The organism is Dermabacter sp. HFH0086 (genome assembly GCF_000413375.1).
In the GTDB taxonomy this organism is placed as follows: Bacteria; Actinomycetota; Actinomycetes; order Actinomycetales; family Dermabacteraceae; genus Dermabacter; species Dermabacter hominis.
In genome coordinates, this window is record NZ_KE340308.1 from 429,383 (window position 1) to 447,056 (window position 17,674).

Genomic DNA, 17,674 nt, shown 5'->3' on the forward strand with positions numbered 1-17,674 from the left:
GCGCGCATGCCCACGCGGGCGCCCCAATACTTTCACCATTGCTCGATCGCGAGGATTTAACCGCATGTCTGTGCCCTCTACCAGCGCAAATACCAAGTATCGCGAAGTTCTTCTCACGGGGGCGACAGGCTTCCTGGGCCAGGCTGTTCTCCAGGCTTTCCTCGAGCATTTCCCCGAGGTTCGCGTGACGGCTATCGTGCGCCCGAAGGGGACGCTCACGGGTAAGAAGCGGCTTGCAACCTTGCTGCGCAAGCCATCGTTCACCTCGTGGAGTGATCGCGTAGGCGAAGACGCCGTGCGCAAAGCCTTCGAGGAACGCACCGGCGTCATCGAGGGTGACCTGACGAATCTCCCCCCGCTTGAGCGGACGTTTGATGTCGTTGTGCACTCGGCGAGCTCGGTGAGCTTCGACCCGCCCATTAACGAAGCCTTCGCCACGAATGTGGGTGGAGCGAAGAACCTGTATGAGGCTCTCCTCGAATCGAAGAAGACGTTGCCGGGCGGCCAGAATCCCCACGTCATTCACGTGTCCACCTCGTACGTGAGCGGTCTCGCCAAGGGGCTGTGCCGTGAAGGCCGCCTCACGCACGACGTGAACTGGCGCGAAGAATACGACGCCGCGTTTGCGGCGGCACGCGAAGTCGATGCACTCTCGCGCACGCCCGAACAGATCAAGAAGAACCTGCGCCTCGCCGAGCTGAAGAGCGGCAAGATGGGCCCGAAGGCAATCGCCTCGGTCGCGGAGGACGCTCGCCGCGCGTGGGTGCGCGCCCGCCTGCAGGACTACGGCCTCCAGCGCGCGAACTCGCTTGGCTGGACCGACATTTACACGTTCACGAAGGCCATGGCCGAGCGCGTCGGCGAAGAGATGTGGGCCGATTCCGGCCACCGCCTGAGTTTCGTGCGTCCCGCCATCATCGAATCTGCTGTCTCTCACCCCGTCCCCGGCTGGATCGACGGGTACAAGGTCGCCGACCCGCTCATCATGGCCTACGGCAAGGGTCGGCTCTCGGAGTTCCCGGGCCTGCCCGATTCGATCCTCGACATCATCCCCGTCGATCACATCGTCGGTGTCATCCTTGCGCTGGCAACTCAGAACGTTGAGCGCACGGGCGATGAGGCGTACTACCAGGTCGCCTCGGGCAACTCGAACCCACTCCCCCTCCACGAGATGGTGAGCATCGTCCACGACTACTTCGTGGAGAACCCTCTGACGGACGACAAGGGCGAGCCGATCGCGGTTCCCATGTGGACCTTCCCGTCGGTCGATTTGGTAGAGGCGAAGTTCTGGGCCACAAACACGGCAGTCAAGGCAGCCGAGGTTGCCGTCGGACGCCTCCCCGGCACTCGCACTACCCGCGCCTGGGCTGGCAAGCTCCACAAGAGCTCCTCCGCCCTCGACACCCTCAAGAAGTTCATGGGTCTCTACAAGGCGTACACGAAGACCGAAATGGTCTTTGACGACGCGAACACGCGCGCGCTTCGCGAATCGCTCCCCAAGGAGTTCCTCGAGAGGTACGACTTCGACATCACGGATCTCGACTGGACCTCCTACTTCCGCGATCACCACCTGCCCGCTGTCACCGAGCTTACGAACGCCTACTCACGCCAAAAGGCGGCCCGCAAGGCTCGAGCCGAACGCAAGCCGAGTGAGCTGACCGCCTCGAGCGACGCTCTCGCCGTGTTTGACCTCGACGGCACCGTGATCGCGCAGAACATCGTGCAGCAGTATCTCGCGATCGTGAAGGAGACCCGTTCAAGCGCCGATGGCGCAAAGGAAGTCGTCAAGCTCGCGGGGGCGCTCCCCCAGTACCTGCGCAATGAGCAGCACTCGCGCTCGGAGTTCATTCGAAGCGTCATGCGCCGCTACCGCGGTTTTACCACGGCGGAGCTCAAGGACGTTCTCGCGGGTGAGCTCGGCGAGAAGGTTCGCGGCCAGATTAGGGCCCAGGCACTCGAACGCCTCAAGGAACACCGCGCCGCCGGGCACCGCACGATCCTCATCACGGGAGCCCTCGACATCCTGGTGGAGCCCCTCGCGGATCTCTTCGACGAGGTCGTGGCAACCCACATGCACGAAGAAAACGGCGTCCTCACGGGCTATCTCGCCACTCCCCCGGTGGTCGGTGAAGCCCGCGCAAATTGGCTAAAGAAGTACGCGCAAAACGGGAACTACGATCTCGCTCATTCCTACGGTTACGGTGATTCGCATGCCGACGCCGCCTGGCTCGGGGTGCTCGGGAACCCCACGGCGATCTCGCCCGACCTGGGCCTCTACGCCGAGGCGAAGAAGAACCGCTGGCCAATCGTCGAGTGGAAATAGCCGCCAATTTCCACTAAAGCTGGGGCGAAGGCGTAGGCTAGACCCAAGGCGCATAATGCGCCAAAGGTCCCTTTACCCCTGATCCCTAAAGGAGACGTCCCGTGGACGACCTCGCAAACAAGATTAATATTCCGCCTGCGCCGGCCATGGCAAAGGCGGTCGAAGACGGCATGTACGCGAAGGCCACGATGCCGGCCTGGAAGATTTTCTGGCTCGGCCTCACCGGCGGCGCCTACATCGCTTTCGGCTTCATCATGTTCGTGACCACTCAGCAGGGTGCTCCCGGCGAGTGGCCGCTCGGCATCACGAAAATGATCGGTGGCGCGTTCTTCGCGACCGGCCTCATCATGGTCATCAACTCCGGTTCTGACCTCTTCACGGGTACGACGCTCAACATCATGCCGCTCCTGTCGAAGCGCATCACGGCAGGCCAGCTGTTCCGCCACTGGGGCCTCTCCTACGTCGCGAACTTCATCGGTTCGGTGACGATCGCGATCCTCGTGTTCCTCGCGAACACCCCGGCCACGAACAAGAGCGCGTGGGGTCTCATCGTCCTCAACGTTACGAAGGGCAAGCTCTCGCTTGACTGGGGCAATGCTTTCGTGCTCGGTATTCTCTGTAACTTCCTCGTGTGCATGGCCGTATGGCTCACCTTCGCGGGTCGCTCGTTCCTCGATAAGGGCCTCGCGATCGTCGTTCCGCTCGTGATCTTCGTGTCCACCGGCTTCGAGCACTCGGTCGCAAACATGTTCATGCTCCCGATGGGCTGGCTCATCAAGACCTTCGGCGCGGATTCTTTCTGGGCCGGTGAAGCCATCACTAACGCCGGCGTGACTGCCGCCGATTTCGACATGATCACCTGGGGCAAGATCATCTTCGGCAACCTTCTCCCCGTGACCCTCGGCAACATCATCGGTGGCGCCCTGTGCGTCGGCTGCTACTTCTGGGTGGCCTACCGCAAGGATGCCATCAAGGCTGAGCGCGAGGCCGCTGTCGCCGCGAAGTAACAACGGCGCGTTCCTCGCACGCTAAAGGCGAAGGCCCGGTTCCCTCACTGAACTGGCCCCCGAAAGTTGGACTGGTTTAATTCTAGGCGGTTAGGGCTTCAAGGGTCTGATTTCGATATTGCATCGGGGTCAGACCCTTGAGTCGTTGTTGGATGCGTTCGGTGTTGTACCACTGGATGTACTCGTCGATCGCCTGGTTGAACTTTGCGACGGTGTCGAAGACTTCTCCGTGGTACATCTCGCTTTTCAAGTGTCCGAAGAAATTTTCCATGACCGCGTTGTCGTAACAGTTGGCTTTACGTGACATCGACTGAACACCACCGTTGTCATGAATGAGGTTGCGCCAGGTTGAATGCTGGTACTGGAAACCTTGATCGGTGTGGATCATCCACCCAGGTTCAGGCGCACACGTGTTAATCGTCTGAGTTAGAGAATCGGCGGTCAACGCTGTCGACGGCGATGTAGCCACGGTGTGGGCAACGATTGAACGGTCGAACAGATCCATCACCGGTGACAGGTAGACCTTGCGGCCTGCGACCCTGAACTCGGTGACGTCGCTGGCAAAGACGGTATTGGGCTTATCTGGGGTGAACTTGCGGCCAAGGGTGTTGTCGGCAATGTGGCTGATTGTCCCGCTGTAGGAAACACATGGCCTGCGCTGGCGGACTTTGGCTCGAAGCCCCATCTCGCACATGAGTTTGTAGACGAGCTTGTGGTTGACCACCCACCCCTGGTTGCACAGGTCAAGTAGCACTCGTCGGTAGCCGTAGCGATGCTTGTTACGCTCGAAGCTTTCCCGGATCGCGTCTTTGAGCGCAGCGTGCTTATCCGGCTCGCTGAGTCGTTTCTGGTGGTAGAAGAACGTCGATCTCGGCATGCCTGCCGCATCCAAAAGGTATTGCAGACGATGCTGTGACTTGAGGATGACAATCGCCTGGACTTTCAGGCGCGTCCCTGATTCCTCAAGTCCCGCAATTTTTTAGATAGGCGTTTTCCGCTTCCAACCGTGCGATTTGGCGTCGCAGCTTCTCTTCCTCCGAGAGCGGCTTCGGCGCGACCGAGCCTTTGGGTCTGCCCTTCGGCTTCGGTTTTAATGCCTCATCGCCACCTTTACGCCATTTCCACGACCACGCTCTGACTAGCTGCTCTGATGACAGGCCAAATTCGCGCGCAAGATCCATCGCTGTCTCACCAGCACGGTGGCGCTCGGCCACTTCCTTCTTGATTTCGAACGAATACTGCTGGTTAGTTGGTTTCTCCACAAGACATAGCCTGCCATGCAGCTTAAACCGACGACAGTGGGGTTACCCGCAAATCGTGGACACGTAGTGGAGCTACCTAGTGGTTAGGCAGCTATTTCTTTTCTGCTAGTGATTAGACCAATTTGGTTCTCAAAGTCGACGGGGCTGACCATACCGAGTGCGGAATGTCGGCGTCGACGGTTGTAGACGACTTCAATCCAGTAGGCAACGGCCTTGCGTGCAGCATCACGGGTCGTCCAGCGCTTACGGTCGTAGAACTCGGTTTTAAGCGTCGACCAGAACGACTCAGCCATCGCGTTATCGAAGCACACACCAGTACGCCCCACGGACTGAGCAATGCTCAGGCTGCGGCAAACCTCCCAGAGCTGCTCGCTAGTGAATTGAGCTCCGCGGTCAGCGTGAAACACCAGCCCATCAGGAACGTCACCACGCAACGTGTGCGCCATCCGCAGGGCTCGCTCGACCAGGGAAGTATCTTGAACGCTATCCATAGCCCAGCCCAGCACCCGGCGGGAATGGCCATCGCGGACCGCGCACAAGTACAACCAGCCTTCACCGGTGCGCAAGTAGGTAATATCTGACATCCACACCCGGTTGAGCTCACCAGTATCAAACATGCGCTTGACCAGGTCAGGAAGCGTGGACTTACGCTTAGCTTGAATCGTTGTCACCGGGACAAAGGCCCGCGGTGAAATCCCCTCAATCCCCATCATGCACATCCGTTTAGCCACAGTCTTACGGTTAAGCGCAATGTGGTAGCGCTCGGCAAGTTCTGCGGTGATCCGCGGCGCACCATAAACCTCATCGGAGTCTTTCCAAATCCGGTGAATCTTGCGGTCAACATCATCGTAAAATGCTGCACGATCATCTTCGCCCGATAGTCGCTTCTGCTGCGTATGGGCCCATTTGTAGTATCCAGACCGAGACACTTTTAAAAGCCGTGCCATGCGCTTGATGCTGTAGTTCGCCTTCTCCTGCTGCATCAATTCGAACTTTTCTGCTCGCGTTGCTTCGCAGCGAAGAAGGCTGTCGCTTTTGACAAAAACTCGTTATCCATCTTGGCTTCAGCCAGCTCCCGACGAAGACGAGCATTCTCAGCACGAAGATCAGCCTCGCTCATCCCATCTGATGCTCCTCGGCGCTCACGCTCGAGTTTGACCCACCGGCCTAAAAGCCCGGCGGACACACCAATCTTCTTAGCCACATGAGCAATCGGACGCCGCGACTCTATTACCAGGTTCGCGGCTTCACGCCGATACTCCGGCGTGTACTTCTTGCGCTGTTGACTCACAATGAACATCCTCTCCTACGGACACAAGATCCGCACTAATAGGGTGTCCACTAAACGAGGGTAACCTCAACAAGAGCTTACGGACGGCGTATCTGGAGACACCAAGAGCATTCGCAGCGGCTTGATAGCTCATGCCTTGCTCAAACAGTCCAACCAACTGCTCGCGCTGATGCTCACTCAGCGAACTCCGTGCTCTCAACGAAAACTACTCCCCACTAGTCGGTAACTGATTTCTCAGTCCAACTAATGGGGAGCAGTTCACACATCGAGGAGCCGGGCCTTCGCCTTTGCTACCGAGAAACCGAGATCAGCCGGTGTTCTTCATGCCTGCGGCGACGCCGTTGATGGTCGTCAGCAGCGCACGCTTTTCAGCTTCGCTGATCTCAATCCCGCGCGTGTGAGCGTCGCGCACGCGCTGGAGCATCGCCACCTGCATGTAGCTGATTGGATCGAGGTAGCGGTCGCGCACCTCGAGAGTCCTCTTGAGCACCGGCGAGTTATCGAGAAGGTCGAGCACCCCCGTCAAGCGTTCGATCTCGGCGACCGTCAGTTCATACTCTTCACGGATCGTCTCGAACAGGTGCCACAGTCGCGTCGGCACGAGCGAGTGCACGTAGTGCGAAGCGATGCCCATGTCAGTCTTCGCGAGCGTCATCTCCACGTTAGAGATCACGGTCCGGAAGAAATGCCAGTTCTCGTACATTTCCTTGAGGTCGTCCTCGTAGCCCGCCTCACGAGCGGCCTTGAGGCCCGAGCCCGCGCCGAACCAGCCGGGTACGATCTGCCGCGACTGCGTCCAGCCGAAAACCCACGGGATTGCGCGCAGACCATCGAGGCCCTTCTCACTCGTCGTTCGCTTCGAGGGGCGCGAGCCGATCTTCAGGTCACCGAGCTGCTCCACGGGCGTGGACGCCACAAAGTATTCGGGCAGGTCAGGATCGTCAATGAGGGTGCGATAGCGCGCGAAGGAGGCGTCGGAAAGGTTTTCCATGACGGTGCCGAAGCGCTCCAGATCTTCCGGGCTCGTGCGGGGCTTTCGGTGCAGGGCCGAGCCCTGCATGACGGCTGCAAGCGAAAGATCGAGGTTTTCGCGTGCGAGCACGGGCAGCATGTACTTATCGGAGATGACCTCGCCCTGTTCGGTGAACTTGATTTCGCCCTCGAGAACGCCGTAGGGCTGAGCGAGAATCGCATCGTAGGTGGGACCGCCGCCGCGGCCGACGCTACCTCCGCGACCGTGGAACAGACGCAGCGTCACGTTGTGTTTGGCGGCAACGTCACGCAGGCGTCGTTGAGCCTGGTGAATCTCCCACTGGCTCGTAATGACGCCCGATTCCTTGTTCGAATCGGAGTATCCGAGCATGATCTCGTGGCGATCGCCGCGAAGGCGCACGATTTCGCGATAACTCGGGTCACTGAGGAGTTCATCGAGAATCTCGCCCGCGTGGCGAAGCTCTTCGACGGTTTCGAGGAGCGGGCTAAAGCCGATGTCTGCGCGGGGTTCGTCGCCCGCAAGGTCCACGAGGCCTGCCTCGCGCGCGAGCAGTGCCACGGCAAGGATGTCGTCGGCGCCGCGGGTCATCGAAACGATATAGGTCTGGATGACATCCGGCCCGTACGTGCGGTGCGCGGTGCGGATTTCGCGGAAGACGTTAAACGTGTTCTGCACCGAGGGATCGAGGGGGGATTCCTCGCCGAGTAGCTGCGCGCTCGCGAGTGGTCGCTTCGATGCAAGCTCGGAGGAGAGCACCGTCGTGCGCTCTTCACGCGTGAGCTCCCCGTACGCCTTATCGAGCTCGCCTACCCGGTCAAACATTTCCGCGAGCAGGTCGTGGTGCTTCTCGGCGTGCTCGCGTACGTCCATAATCGCGAGGTTAAGGCCGCTGCCAGCGAGAACAGACTGCACGAGGGCAACCGAACCGTCAGCCATGAGATCACCGCGGTGCTTGCGGAGCGAATCGCGCAGTTCTTCGAAATCGTCCTGGAGTTCAGCGCCGGTGAGATAGTCGACGCCGGGCTTGTGCGCTTCACCGCTGTGGATGCGTGTGCGTGTCGCCGCGAGCTTTGCACGCATAGAAAAGAGTTTGAGGCGATACGGCTCGTGGGCGAACAGCTCAAACTGCTTTTCGGGCACGAACGTGAGAGCTTCTTGATCCTTCTTTAGGCTCTCGTTGAACTGCTCATCCTCACCGATCAGAGTCGAGCTCATCGACAGCTCGAGAGTGAGCGTGTCGAGGAACGCCTCTGCGATATCGATCGCGGCATCGGCCTGAAGTTTGAGCACCTCGCGGGTCACGTCTGCCGTCACGTATGGGTTGCCGTCGCGGTCACCGCCGATCCACGAACCAAAGCGAAGCGGAACCTTCCGCACGGGAAGATCAGCGCCGTAGTCGCGAAGCTCGTGGCGCAACGCGTCGAGAACCTCGGGGAGCGTGTGGAGGTAGAGCGAGCGCAAGTAGAAGATTGCGTTGCGCGCTTCATCCTGCGGGGTTGGTTGCGTGCGGCGCAGCTCGTCGGTCTGCCAGAGCGCTTCGATTGTTTCCGCAAGGTCGCGATCTTGTTTCTTACGGGCGCGCGAACCTTCCTCGGTATCCGTCTCGAGGAGAGTCGAGACGCGGCGCAGCTTCGTGAGAACCGCGCGGCGCGAGGCTTCCGTGGGATGGGCCGTGAACACGAGGCGCACATCGAGTTCGTCAACCGTGCGCTGAAGCTCCTCCACCCCGGCCTCTTCCGCGATGGACTTCACCGTGCGGGGGAGCCATGAGTCGTTTTCGTCCTGCACCTGGAGCGCGCGCACGCGATACGTTTGCTCAGCGGCGTTCGCAAGCAGGAAGTACTGGGTGAACGCACGCGTGAGCTCTGTCGCCTGCTCGATCGGCAGTTCCGCGAGGCGGCGCTGCACGCGCATCGTATCCTCGGCCGATTTCGACTGCTTCGATTGCTTCGCAAGCTGACGCACCTCCTCAACCAGGTCGAGCAGTTCTTGCCCGTGCTGGTCGGCGAGCGTTTCACCGAGGAGCGTGGAAAGCCGACGCACGGTCGCGCGCAAGGGGGCGTCGATAAGCGGGTCATCACCCACCACCGGGAATTCGGCCGTCAACGTGGGCACGTTGTGAAGGCTATCGTCGTGCTGTTCGCGCACCTGAAACCTCTCGTTTGGAAGCGGGTGGCACCCGTGGCGAACCGAAAACACCGGCGTGGCGCTCGCGGTCCCCCATCAGCGCCGAATGAGCCGGGGCCAGTCTACTCCCACACGCGTCCCACCTGCATCCAGGGGTTGAACCGCATCCGCCACGCATTGCAGCGAGTGGTACGAGGCACTCCAGCGCATTCGTTACCTGTGCGACGCCACGTGGAAAATCAACGCGGCAAAGGTTAAAAGAGATTCCCCCACCCGCTTTAAAGCGGGCGGGGGAACATCCTATCTGCGGAGACGAGAGGATTTGAACCTCCGAGGCGGCTCTACACCGCCTACTCCCTTAGCAGGGGAGCGCATTCGGCCACTCTGCCACGTCTCCTTGCGCGCAAGGCGCTGAGTCAGCCTACCGAACTTCCTCGTGCTGCTCAAATCTTTCGCGGCGCGTCCCACATTGCGCCGGCGTCATCCTCAAGGTTTGATGTAAATACCCTTGCCTTCAAGCTTGACGACGTTGAAGCCCATACCGAGTTCTTCGCTCTTGACGGCGGCTGTACCGTCGCCACGTTCCTCGACTGTGAAGGCGGCACCGTTGAGCGCCTCGCGCATTGCGTTCGCCTTATTGGGGTCCATCGGCGCAACTTGCTGGCTCGCCGCCCTCACGCACGCGTTTTTCTCCACCTGGTTTTCGAGCACGAAATAGCCGCCGTTAGACTCGGCAGCCGCGAGTTCACACGCGACGGCCCAGTTCGAATCTATGCGCGCTTGCGCGTACAGGATGGTGATCTTGACCGCCTCCTGCTTTTCCTCCTCGGTGAAGGGAGTGCGGCTCGGCATGAGGGTCGCTCCCCCACCGCTGCCCGGATCCTGCGGCCCCGGAGCAGGCGCCGGTCCGGGCGCGGGCGCCGGATTCGGAGGGGCTGTGGTCGGCTCCGGGGCAGGCGGAGCGGTGGTGGGAGTCCCCGGCTGGGGTGCCGGGCCACCGCTCGTGCCGGGGTTCGCGGGCGCCGGTGCCGAAGTTGTTGGACCGGGCAACGGTGCGGTTGTGGGTGCGGGGCTCGCGGAGTCCGACGGTTGCGCGCTTGACGCAGTTGCGGAATTCGACGGGTTGCCCTCATCTTTGGAGGAAGTGAGGGCCCCGCACCCGGCGAGGCTGGCTGCCGTGAGAGTCGCCGCGAAAAAAACGGCAAGGGGGCGTCGTGTGCGGATGAGATTCATGAATGCGCCTCCGTGGCGGTGTGGGGTTTGAGGACTTCGAATCTTCAACATCACCGCCAATTGGCCGGTCACGTGAATTGCGCAAAGTCGACGCGAGTTACAGCAGGCCCCTGGCAACCAAGCGCAGACTGCCGTCATCGAGCCTCACAAGCGTCATACCTATGGGACTTCCATCCACAAGAAATTCGGCTGTCCCGTCGTGCCCGTCGCGGAGAGTCATACGCTCTGGGCTGGCTTCCCCAAGCGCTTCCTCTGCACTTTCCCTGTCACCCTGAGGCCCTTCCACGCTCTCCCTGAGAGGCAGTATGCAAGCCTTCTGTAGTTCTGGAACATCAAGGCGCAACATCTTGCCTCCCTCCTCCGCAACGAGCAACCCGCAAGCCTCTTCATACTTGCCATCGAGGACACGACGCACGAGCTCGGCGGGAAGGTCGCGACCGCGTTTTAACTCATCCTCGGTGAGGGGCGTGGGATCAACCATGGCCTTGGCGCTCGCGGGAAGGTTCTCGAGGGGTCCAACTTCATCCGCCGTTGGCTGTTCATCGTCCGGATGTACCTCACCGCCGCCAGGCGACTCGTCCTCGTCAGGCTCGGTTGTTGAGTCGCTCCGCTCGAGTGTGGTGGGACCCGCGCCACCCCCGTCGGAGGCGGCATCATTATGCGTGGGCGTCGTCTCTGCGGTGGTTTCGGCCGGAGACGTTATTGCTTCCGAGGTTGGATCGCTCGCTCCCGGCTCCTTGGTATCGCCACAGCCTGCAAGACCAAGAATAAGCGCGCCAGCGGCGGCAATCGTGCACAGCGAACGGATCTTGCAAGGAAGAGCAAACATCGTCAACCTTTCATATGGATTAAGTCGCTTGGTTTTGCCATTTCCCGCTCTAAAAGGAGTCTGTTTCGAGAGCCAGCAGCTCCCGAAACAGAGAGGAACGAGCTAGAAATTATCGACCAAAAGGCGAAGGCTGCCGTCGTCAAGCCGGGCAAGCTTCGTTGGGCTCGGCTTGCCGTCGCGTGCGAAGGTAGCTGTGCCGTCCCCATTATCGTGAAGCTCGAAGTGCTTCGGGTCAGAAGCTTCTTTCACCTGTTCCCGCGTCATGCTCTTCATAGAGGAGGAATCTATGCCGGTTTGAAGCTGAGCGGCACATTGCTCCCGGAGCTCCGGCACATCGAATCGCACAAGAGTGCCATCCTTACTCAGCACCATCATGTCGCAGACTCCGGCAGCATCCCCCGCTACCATTTTGGTCATCATCTCCTGCGGAAGCTGCAGGCCACGCTGCATCTCTTCTTGCGTGAGTGGTGTGGGATCCAATTTCGCCTTAGCACTCTCGGGGATGTCCTCGAACGAGTCGATACCTCCGGTACCCCCGGGGCTCGGTTGAGATTGGTTCCCTCCGGGTGCTGCCGGCGTTTGGTTCCCGCCCGGAGCCACAGGCGGCTGCTGAGCATCGGGAGTAGCGGCTCCGGGGTCATTCGCACCCGGATTCTCACCCCCGTTGGACACCGAGGGGCTGGCTGGTGTCGCTGACGGACTTTCATCATGCCCAGGGGCGCTCGACGAGGCTGAGGGCTCGCTCGCCCCCTTTTCTTCTCTCCCCTCTTCATTCAGAGCTCCGCACGACGCGACGCTTGCGGCCAGTGCGCTAGTCGCGACTGCTACTGCGATGGTTCGAGAAATACGATTCGCAACTCTCATCTGGTTCTCCTTCGCTACTATTTCGTCGAGCTCACCGCGCAAAACTACTACTGGGCGACTGCGAGGCGAACGCCGCCATCCTTAATCTTCAGAATGTTGAAACCGAGGGGTTGGCCAGCCATTGTCAGGGCAAAGGTGCCATCACCGTTATCTTTTAGCTCATAAGTGGCAGGATCAAACATCGATCTGGCTTGTTCCTCGGTCACGCCGCTACCACCTTGGTTCTGACCCGAAAAACTGTCCATGGCTTGAACACACTTCTCGCGCAACTCGGGCGTAGTATCCATGCGACGCATCGATCCGTCAGGCTCCTTGAATACGGTGGTGTCGCAGAGCGAACTGAAATCCCCACCCGTGGTGATTGCCACGAGAAGGTCGGCCATCATCTGTTTCCCCTGCTCCTTTTCCTGATCGGTGAGGGGCGTGGGATCAATCTCGACAGGCTCGCCTAGACCTGCAAGGCCACCACTCCCAATCCCGCCGGTGCCTGAGCCCGGAGCGACTCCACCGCCGTCACTGGGAGGTGCGGGTTTCGAGTCCGTGCCACCCTGGGTCGTCGGGTTTTCCGTACCACCCTGGGTCGCCGGTTTTTCAGTTGGCTCGGGCAATTCACTAGCCGATGTCGTAGGCGCTGGCGACGAGGTTTCTGCGGACGGCGATGCAGACGCGGATTCTTTCTTTGTTTCATTGACGGCACCGCAACCGGCGGCACCCAAAATAAGCAATCCCGCGGCTGCGGCGGCGTAGAGTGCACGAGCGGTGCGTAGTGTTGCGGACATGATCGCCTTTCTTCCGGTGCGTCTGTGAGTGCGCTTCCCACACCTATGATGCGACCAAGGTAACGCCCGTTTCTGCATCTTCCTCGAGAGACACACACAGTATTTTCAGCCTGCGCAACCTCTTGCGAGAAGACAACGACCACTCCCACATTTCGAACTGTCGCCGTTAAAAAGCGAAGGTGGCTCGGTAGACGACACTACCGAGCCACCCAGGCTTGACTCTTCTCTCACCTCAGCACGGGTGACCGACCCGAACCATGGAGAGAATCAGGAAGACAGATTCCTCATGTCGACGAGCGGACCCGCGCCCTTCACCTTGAGGAGCGAGATGCCGAGATCCTGGCCCTGGAACAAAACCTTGGCAGTACCGTCCTCGTTCGGCTGGATCTCAAGGTTTTCGGGCTTCATCACCTGCTTAATCTGCTCAGCCTGATCCTCGGTGATGCCCTGGCTGGAGAGGACTCGCTCGTTCTGAGCAGCGCACTGTTCGCGGATCTCAGGGGTATCCATGCGCTCGTAGGCGCCCCCGTTCCTCGCCACCATGTTCGTGCACGCATCTTCGAACTTCTTATCGAGCGAACTGGTGAAGAAGTCGGCCACGACCTGTGCGCCCTTCTTCTTGTCTTCTTCCGTGAAGGGGGTTTCGTCAAGCTCTACGGGCGTCCCGTGAACGCTCGAAGCGACGTCGTCTCCCGTGACAACGCCGCTGCCGGAATCCGTGCTCTCGCCCGAATCCGAGGCCGAGGCTGAGCTCTCGCTCGACGTCGAGTCTTCCTTGGTCTCTGAAGCGGTCGTGGTCTCCTTCGAAGCGGAATCATCCTTCTTCGCGTCGTTGGAGGCGCCACAGCCCGCGAGGCCGAAAGCGAGCACGCCGGCAGCGGCGATGATGGAGATCGAACGGTTCTTACGCATGAAAGTAGACATCGTCAACCTTTCGTGTTGGTCAGGGCCAGCGGCCCATGAGTCTCGCCCCTCGCAGAGCCCTTGAGGTCCACATTCGTGACGCTCTCGAGATCCACAAAGGAACGCGGACAAACCTAGCATCCCCTATTTCCGTGCATTCTCAGCTTTATGGAGAGCCGTCACATTTGCGCATCGAGGTTCAGAGCATTGCGCACAAACTCCACGTGTTTCGGGGTGCCAACGCGATACTTCACTGCGGTGAGCACCCCATGAGCATCGATGACGAAGCTCGAGCGGATCACGCCCATTTTCTTCACCCCGTACATGTTTTTCTCGCCCCAAGCGCCGTACGCCTCCATGACGGCATGGTCCTCATCTGCGGCCATCGCAAAAGGAAGATTTTCTTTTTCCACGAATTCCTCGACCTTCTCAATCGGGTCGGGGGAAATGCCGAGAATACGCGCACCATTCGCAGTGAGTTCTTCGGCATGATCTCGAAGATCGCGTGCCTGACGTGTGCACAGCGAGGTTCCGGCGGCAGGGTAGAACCAGATGAGGGCACTGTCGCCGGCAAGGTCAGCGAGCGTGATTCGGCCACCACCGGCGAGCGGGAGGTCGAAGTCGGGGGCCTTATCGCCCGGAGCGAGTTTGATGTTCATGCTTGTCTCCTTAGTGGGGCTCGACTCTCTCGATCGTACGTATATACGCGGCAGGGAATACAAAACCCCGCCTCCGGCGCGCCAAGCACGTCGAAGACGGGGAACGGCACACGGCAAGCCCATGCGCTCTAGTGCGGAGAGTAAGGGATTTGAACCCTTGGTGCAGGGTTGCTGCACAGCGGTTTTCAAGACCGCCACATTCGGCCGCTCTGTCAACTCTCCTTGCGCCGTTTGCGAGGCGCCCGTACATCCTACCCGACGCGCTATCGGGCTGGAGAAAACTAGCGAGGGTCAGCAGAGAGAAGGTGGCGCAGCACTAGTTCTGCGCCGTGGTCGTCAATGCTGAGGGTCTCGGCGTCGGCGTACGACTTCACGCGCTCGCTCGCCTGGCCCATTGCCACGCCGACGGCTGCCCAGTCGAGCATTTCCACATCGTTCGAGCCATCCCCAACTGTCACGGTGTGCTCGGGATCCACGCCAAGGCGCTCGCGCAACGCTTCAAGCGCACTGGCCTTCGTCGTGCCGGGCGCTGACATGTCGAGCCAGCTCGACCAGCCCACGGCGTATTCACAGCCGCTCACGCCGGCGCGCTCGACGATCCGCGCGAACTCATCGAGGGGAATATCGGGTGCTGTCACGACGACGCGCACGACCTCTTTCGCCCCGAAAAGCTCCTCGATACTCGCCGGCTCCGCTTGGATGCCGAAGTCGAGATCGTCGAAGCTTTCGGTCCCTATGAAGCCACCGCTCGCCCTCTCAATCGCGAATCGCGCCGTGGGGACGGCCTGATACATCGCGCGTAGCGCGGGCTCGGGGTCAAAAGTAACGGTCTCGACAATCTCGTAGTCGTCGTCGCCGGCCCCGGTGATTTTCGTGGTCACGGCACCGTTCGCGCTCACCGACCAGCCGTCTGACACGCCCGCCACACGCACGATCGGGAGGGTCGTGTTGAGCGAGCGGCCCGTCGCGATCACGATGTGGTGGCCGGCTTCGCGCACCGCGTGAAGCGCCTTCTTCACCCGCGGGTCCATGATGCCGGCGTGGTCAACGAGGGTACCGTCCACGTCGAGGCCAATCAGGGCTCGGTGCCCCGCGAGAGGCTCGAGCAGAGCGCGAAGGTGCGCCTCGTCAAAGCCCTTGGTGCTACGCGCGGGACTCATCGAACCTCGAAGATTTCGCGGCCACCAAGGTAGGGACGCAGCCCCTCGGGAACCACGACGCTGCCGTCGGCCTGCTGGTGATTCTCGAGCAGCGCGACGATGAAGCGGGTCGTGCCAAGAGTGCCGTTGAGGGTTGCGACCGGGCGCAGCGCCCCGTCCACCCGCTCGCGGATGTTGAGGCGGCGCGCCTGGAACTGCGTGCAGTTCGACGTGGACGTGAGCTCGCGGTACGTGTTTTGGCTCGGCACCCATGCTTCGCAGTCAAACTTGCGGGCTGCGGATGTGCCGAGATCACCAGCGGCGGTATCGATCACGCGGTAGGGCACATCGATGAGCGCCATCATCTCGCGCTCCATGTCGAGGAGCCTCTCGTGTTCCTCGTAGGAGTCCTCGAGCTTGCAGTACGAGAACATCTCGACCTTGTGGAACTGGTGGACGCGGATGATGCCGCGCGTGTCCTTGCCATAGCTCCCAGCTTCGCGGCGGTAGCACGCGCTCCACCCGGCGTAGCGCAGGGGCCCATTGTCGAGGTCGAGAACTTCGTCGCGGTGATAGCCCGCGAGCGCGACCTCGCTCGTGCCGACGAGGTAGAGGTCGTCGTCCTTGTCGAGGTGGTAGACCTCATCGGCGTGTTCACCGAGGAAGCCGGTGCCATCCATCGTTTCAGGTAGGACGAGGGTGGGCGTGATGACGGGCGTGAAGCCCGCACGGGTTGCCTTGTCGAGTGCGGCATTGAGAATCGCGAGCTCAAGTTGCGCACCCACCCCGGTGAGGAAGTAGAAACGCGAGCCGGAAACCTTCGCGCCGCGCTGCATGTCGATCGCCCTGAGTTTTTCGGCGATGTCGAGGTGGTCCCGCACGTCGAAGTCGAAGTTCGGGATATCCCCGTGGGTTTCGCGGACCTCAAAGTCCTCTTCGAGCCCCTCGGGAGCGCCTTCCGCAATATTGGGGATCGCGCGCAGCGCCTTTTCACGAGCCTCTTCCGCTTCACTCGCGCGCTGCTCGAGGTCCTTGACCTTCTGGCTCAGCTCTTTCGCTTCGGCGACGAGGGCCTGCTTTTCCTCGCCCTTGGCCTGGGCGACCTTCTTTCCGAAGGTTTTCTGTTCGGCACGCAGCGACTCGAAAGACTGCGTGGCCTCGCGCCAGGCCTGATCGGCTTCAAGCACGGCGTCGACGGTTTTGGGGTCGCGGCGCCGCGCTTTTTGGGCCTCGCGCACGCGTTCAGGGTTCTCACGGAGCAATCGCAGATCGATCATGTTTTCCAGGGTACAGTGCCGCGCCGTCCACGTATGCTGGAGCGGTGGAAAAGCTACACGTTGGGGTCGTTGTCAACCCGTCAAAACTCAAGGATGTCGCCGAATTTCGCGGCCGGGTCGTGAGCCACGTCTTCAATGTGGACCCGGATGCTCAGGTGTCGTTCTACGAAACGACCGTGGAGGATGCGGGCTTCGGTCAGGCTCAACAGGCGGTGTCCGACGGCTGCTCGGTGGTCCTTGCGGCCGGCGGCGATGGCACGGTGCGCCTCGTCGCGGCGGGGCTTGCGCACAGCGACGTCGCGCTCGGGATTATCCCGATGGGCACCGGTAACCTTTTTGCGCGCAACCTCGACATTCCGATCGATAATCTCCGCGGCGCCATCAAGGTCGCCCTCACGGGTGAGGCCCTCACTGCGGACCTCGGCTACCTGCAGCACGGCGAGAGCCTCGAGGATGCGAGTGATGCGAAGGAAGAACCGTTCCTCGTGATCGCGGGCTTCGGTTTCGACGCGGTCGTCATGGAGAACACCAACTCGAAGCTCAAGAAGGCCGTGGGCTGGCTCGCCTACGTGGTGGCGGGAGCGAAGAAGATCGTGGGACGCGGGCAAAGCGTCGACCTCGAACTCGATGGGCGCTCCGCGAAGTCGCTCAAGGCTCGCACCGTCATGATCGGCAACGTGGGGCGCCTTCCGGGCGGTATTACGCTCATGCCCGGAGCTGATCGCTCAAACGGCTCCCTCGAGATTCTCGCCCTCGACTGGAAGGGCGCGGCGGGCTTCTCTCAGATTCTCGGCCAGCTCGTGCTTCCGGGAGGACCCAAAACTCTCGCGAAAATCTCCAACCACCGCACGTTCCAGGCCCGTGAGGCTGTCGTGAGCACGTCGAAAGCTCTCCCAGTGCAGGTCGACGGCGACTACGTCGGCAACGCCACGCACCTCGTGACGCGTGTCGATGCGGGCGCGCTCCTCATTCGCTGTGCCCGCTAGG

General features: G+C 60.9%; 13 protein-coding genes, 2 tRNA genes and 1 pseudogene. 3 read left to right on the forward strand and 13 right to left on the reverse strand.

Annotation, left to right across the window (positions count from 1 at the left end):
* The first annotated feature begins 64 nt into the window (after nt 1-64).
* Both HMPREF1484_RS02045 and HMPREF1484_RS02050 read left to right on the forward strand, forming a co-directional pair.
* Nucleotides 65-2,323 (forward strand): HAD-IB family hydrolase, encoded by a 2,259-nt coding sequence (locus tag HMPREF1484_RS02045; protein ID WP_016663356.1) that lies wholly within the window; start codon nt 65-67, stop codon nt 2,321-2,323.
* 101 nt (nt 2,324-2,424) lie between these two features.
* On the forward strand, nt 2,425-3,330 hold the full coding sequence (locus HMPREF1484_RS02050; protein ID WP_016663357.1) for a formate/nitrite transporter family protein: 906 nt from the start codon (nt 2,425-2,427) through the stop codon (nt 3,328-3,330).
* An 82-nt stretch (nt 3,331-3,412) separates the two neighbouring features.
* On the opposite strand, the pseudogene HMPREF1484_RS02055 reads toward HMPREF1484_RS02050, so the two are convergent.
* The 13 genes and pseudogenes from HMPREF1484_RS02055 to serS form a co-directional block, all read right to left on the reverse strand.
* Nucleotides 3,413-4,601, reverse strand: a pseudogene (locus tag HMPREF1484_RS02055) (IS3 family transposase); the annotation flags it as partial.
* Between the two features lie 74 nt (nt 4,602-4,675).
* A protein-coding gene (locus HMPREF1484_RS02060) for an IS3 family transposase (RefSeq protein ID WP_096883315.1) occupies nt 4,676-5,892 on the reverse strand; the annotation gives its coding sequence in 2 pieces (ribosomal slippage) (nt 4,676-5,631 and nt 5,631-5,892; 1,218 coding nt in all).
* 298 nt (nt 5,893-6,190) lie between these two features.
* Complete coding sequence (ppc, locus tag HMPREF1484_RS02070) at nt 6,191-8,992, reverse strand: phosphoenolpyruvate carboxylase (protein WP_051120677.1); 2,802 nt, start codon at nt 8,990-8,992, stop codon at nt 6,191-6,193.
* A 319-nt stretch (nt 8,993-9,311) separates the two neighbouring features.
* A tRNA-Ser gene (locus tag HMPREF1484_RS02075) sits at nt 9,312-9,401 on the reverse strand.
* Nucleotides 9,402-9,490: 89 nt separating this feature from the next.
* Nucleotides 9,491-10,237 carry a hypothetical protein gene (locus HMPREF1484_RS11445; RefSeq protein WP_016663363.1) on the reverse strand — a complete coding sequence of 249 codons (747 nt, stop codon included), beginning with the start codon at nt 10,235-10,237 and terminating at the stop codon, nt 9,491-9,493.
* Between the two features lie 97 nt (nt 10,238-10,334).
* Nucleotides 10,335-11,066 carry a hypothetical protein gene (locus HMPREF1484_RS02085; protein ID WP_016663364.1) on the reverse strand — a complete coding sequence of 244 codons (732 nt, stop codon included), beginning with the start codon at nt 11,064-11,066 and terminating at the stop codon, nt 10,335-10,337.
* A gap of 102 nt (nt 11,067-11,168) precedes the next feature.
* Nucleotides 11,169-11,546 (reverse strand): hypothetical protein, encoded by a 378-nt coding sequence (locus tag HMPREF1484_RS02090; protein WP_147594868.1) that lies wholly within the window; start codon nt 11,544-11,546, stop codon nt 11,169-11,171.
* A 431-nt stretch (nt 11,547-11,977) separates the two neighbouring features.
* Nucleotides 11,978-12,709 (reverse strand): hypothetical protein, encoded by a 732-nt coding sequence (locus tag HMPREF1484_RS11450; RefSeq protein ID WP_016663366.1) that lies wholly within the window; start codon nt 12,707-12,709, stop codon nt 11,978-11,980.
* A gap of 267 nt (nt 12,710-12,976) precedes the next feature.
* A complete protein-coding gene (locus HMPREF1484_RS02100; protein WP_016663367.1) occupies nt 12,977-13,633 on the reverse strand; it encodes a hypothetical protein in 657 nt (218 codons plus the stop codon).
* Nucleotides 13,634-13,791: 158 nt separating this feature from the next.
* Complete coding sequence (locus HMPREF1484_RS02105) at nt 13,792-14,271, reverse strand: peroxiredoxin (protein ID WP_016663368.1); 480 nt, start codon at nt 14,269-14,271, stop codon at nt 13,792-13,794.
* Between the two features lie 134 nt (nt 14,272-14,405).
* Nucleotides 14,406-14,493 (reverse strand) — tRNA-Ser (locus HMPREF1484_RS02110).
* A gap of 59 nt (nt 14,494-14,552) precedes the next feature.
* The gene (locus tag HMPREF1484_RS02115; protein WP_016663369.1) at nt 14,553-15,431 is read right to left on the reverse strand and encodes an HAD-IIB family hydrolase; all 879 of its coding nucleotides are present in this window, start codon (nt 15,429-15,431) and stop codon (nt 14,553-14,555) included.
* Nucleotides 15,428-16,687 carry a serine--tRNA ligase gene (serS, locus tag HMPREF1484_RS02120; RefSeq protein WP_016663370.1) on the reverse strand — a complete coding sequence of 420 codons (1,260 nt, stop codon included), beginning with the start codon at nt 16,685-16,687 and terminating at the stop codon, nt 15,428-15,430. Before serS ends, HMPREF1484_RS02115 begins: the two co-directional genes overlap by 4 nt.
* Nucleotides 16,688-16,731: 44 nt before the next feature.
* Between serS and HMPREF1484_RS02125 the strand changes: the two genes are divergently transcribed.
* On the forward strand, nt 16,732-17,673 hold the full coding sequence (locus HMPREF1484_RS02125) for a diacylglycerol kinase family protein (protein ID WP_016663371.1): 942 nt from the start codon (nt 16,732-16,734) through the stop codon (nt 17,671-17,673).
* Nucleotide 17,674 lies beyond the last annotated feature (1 nt).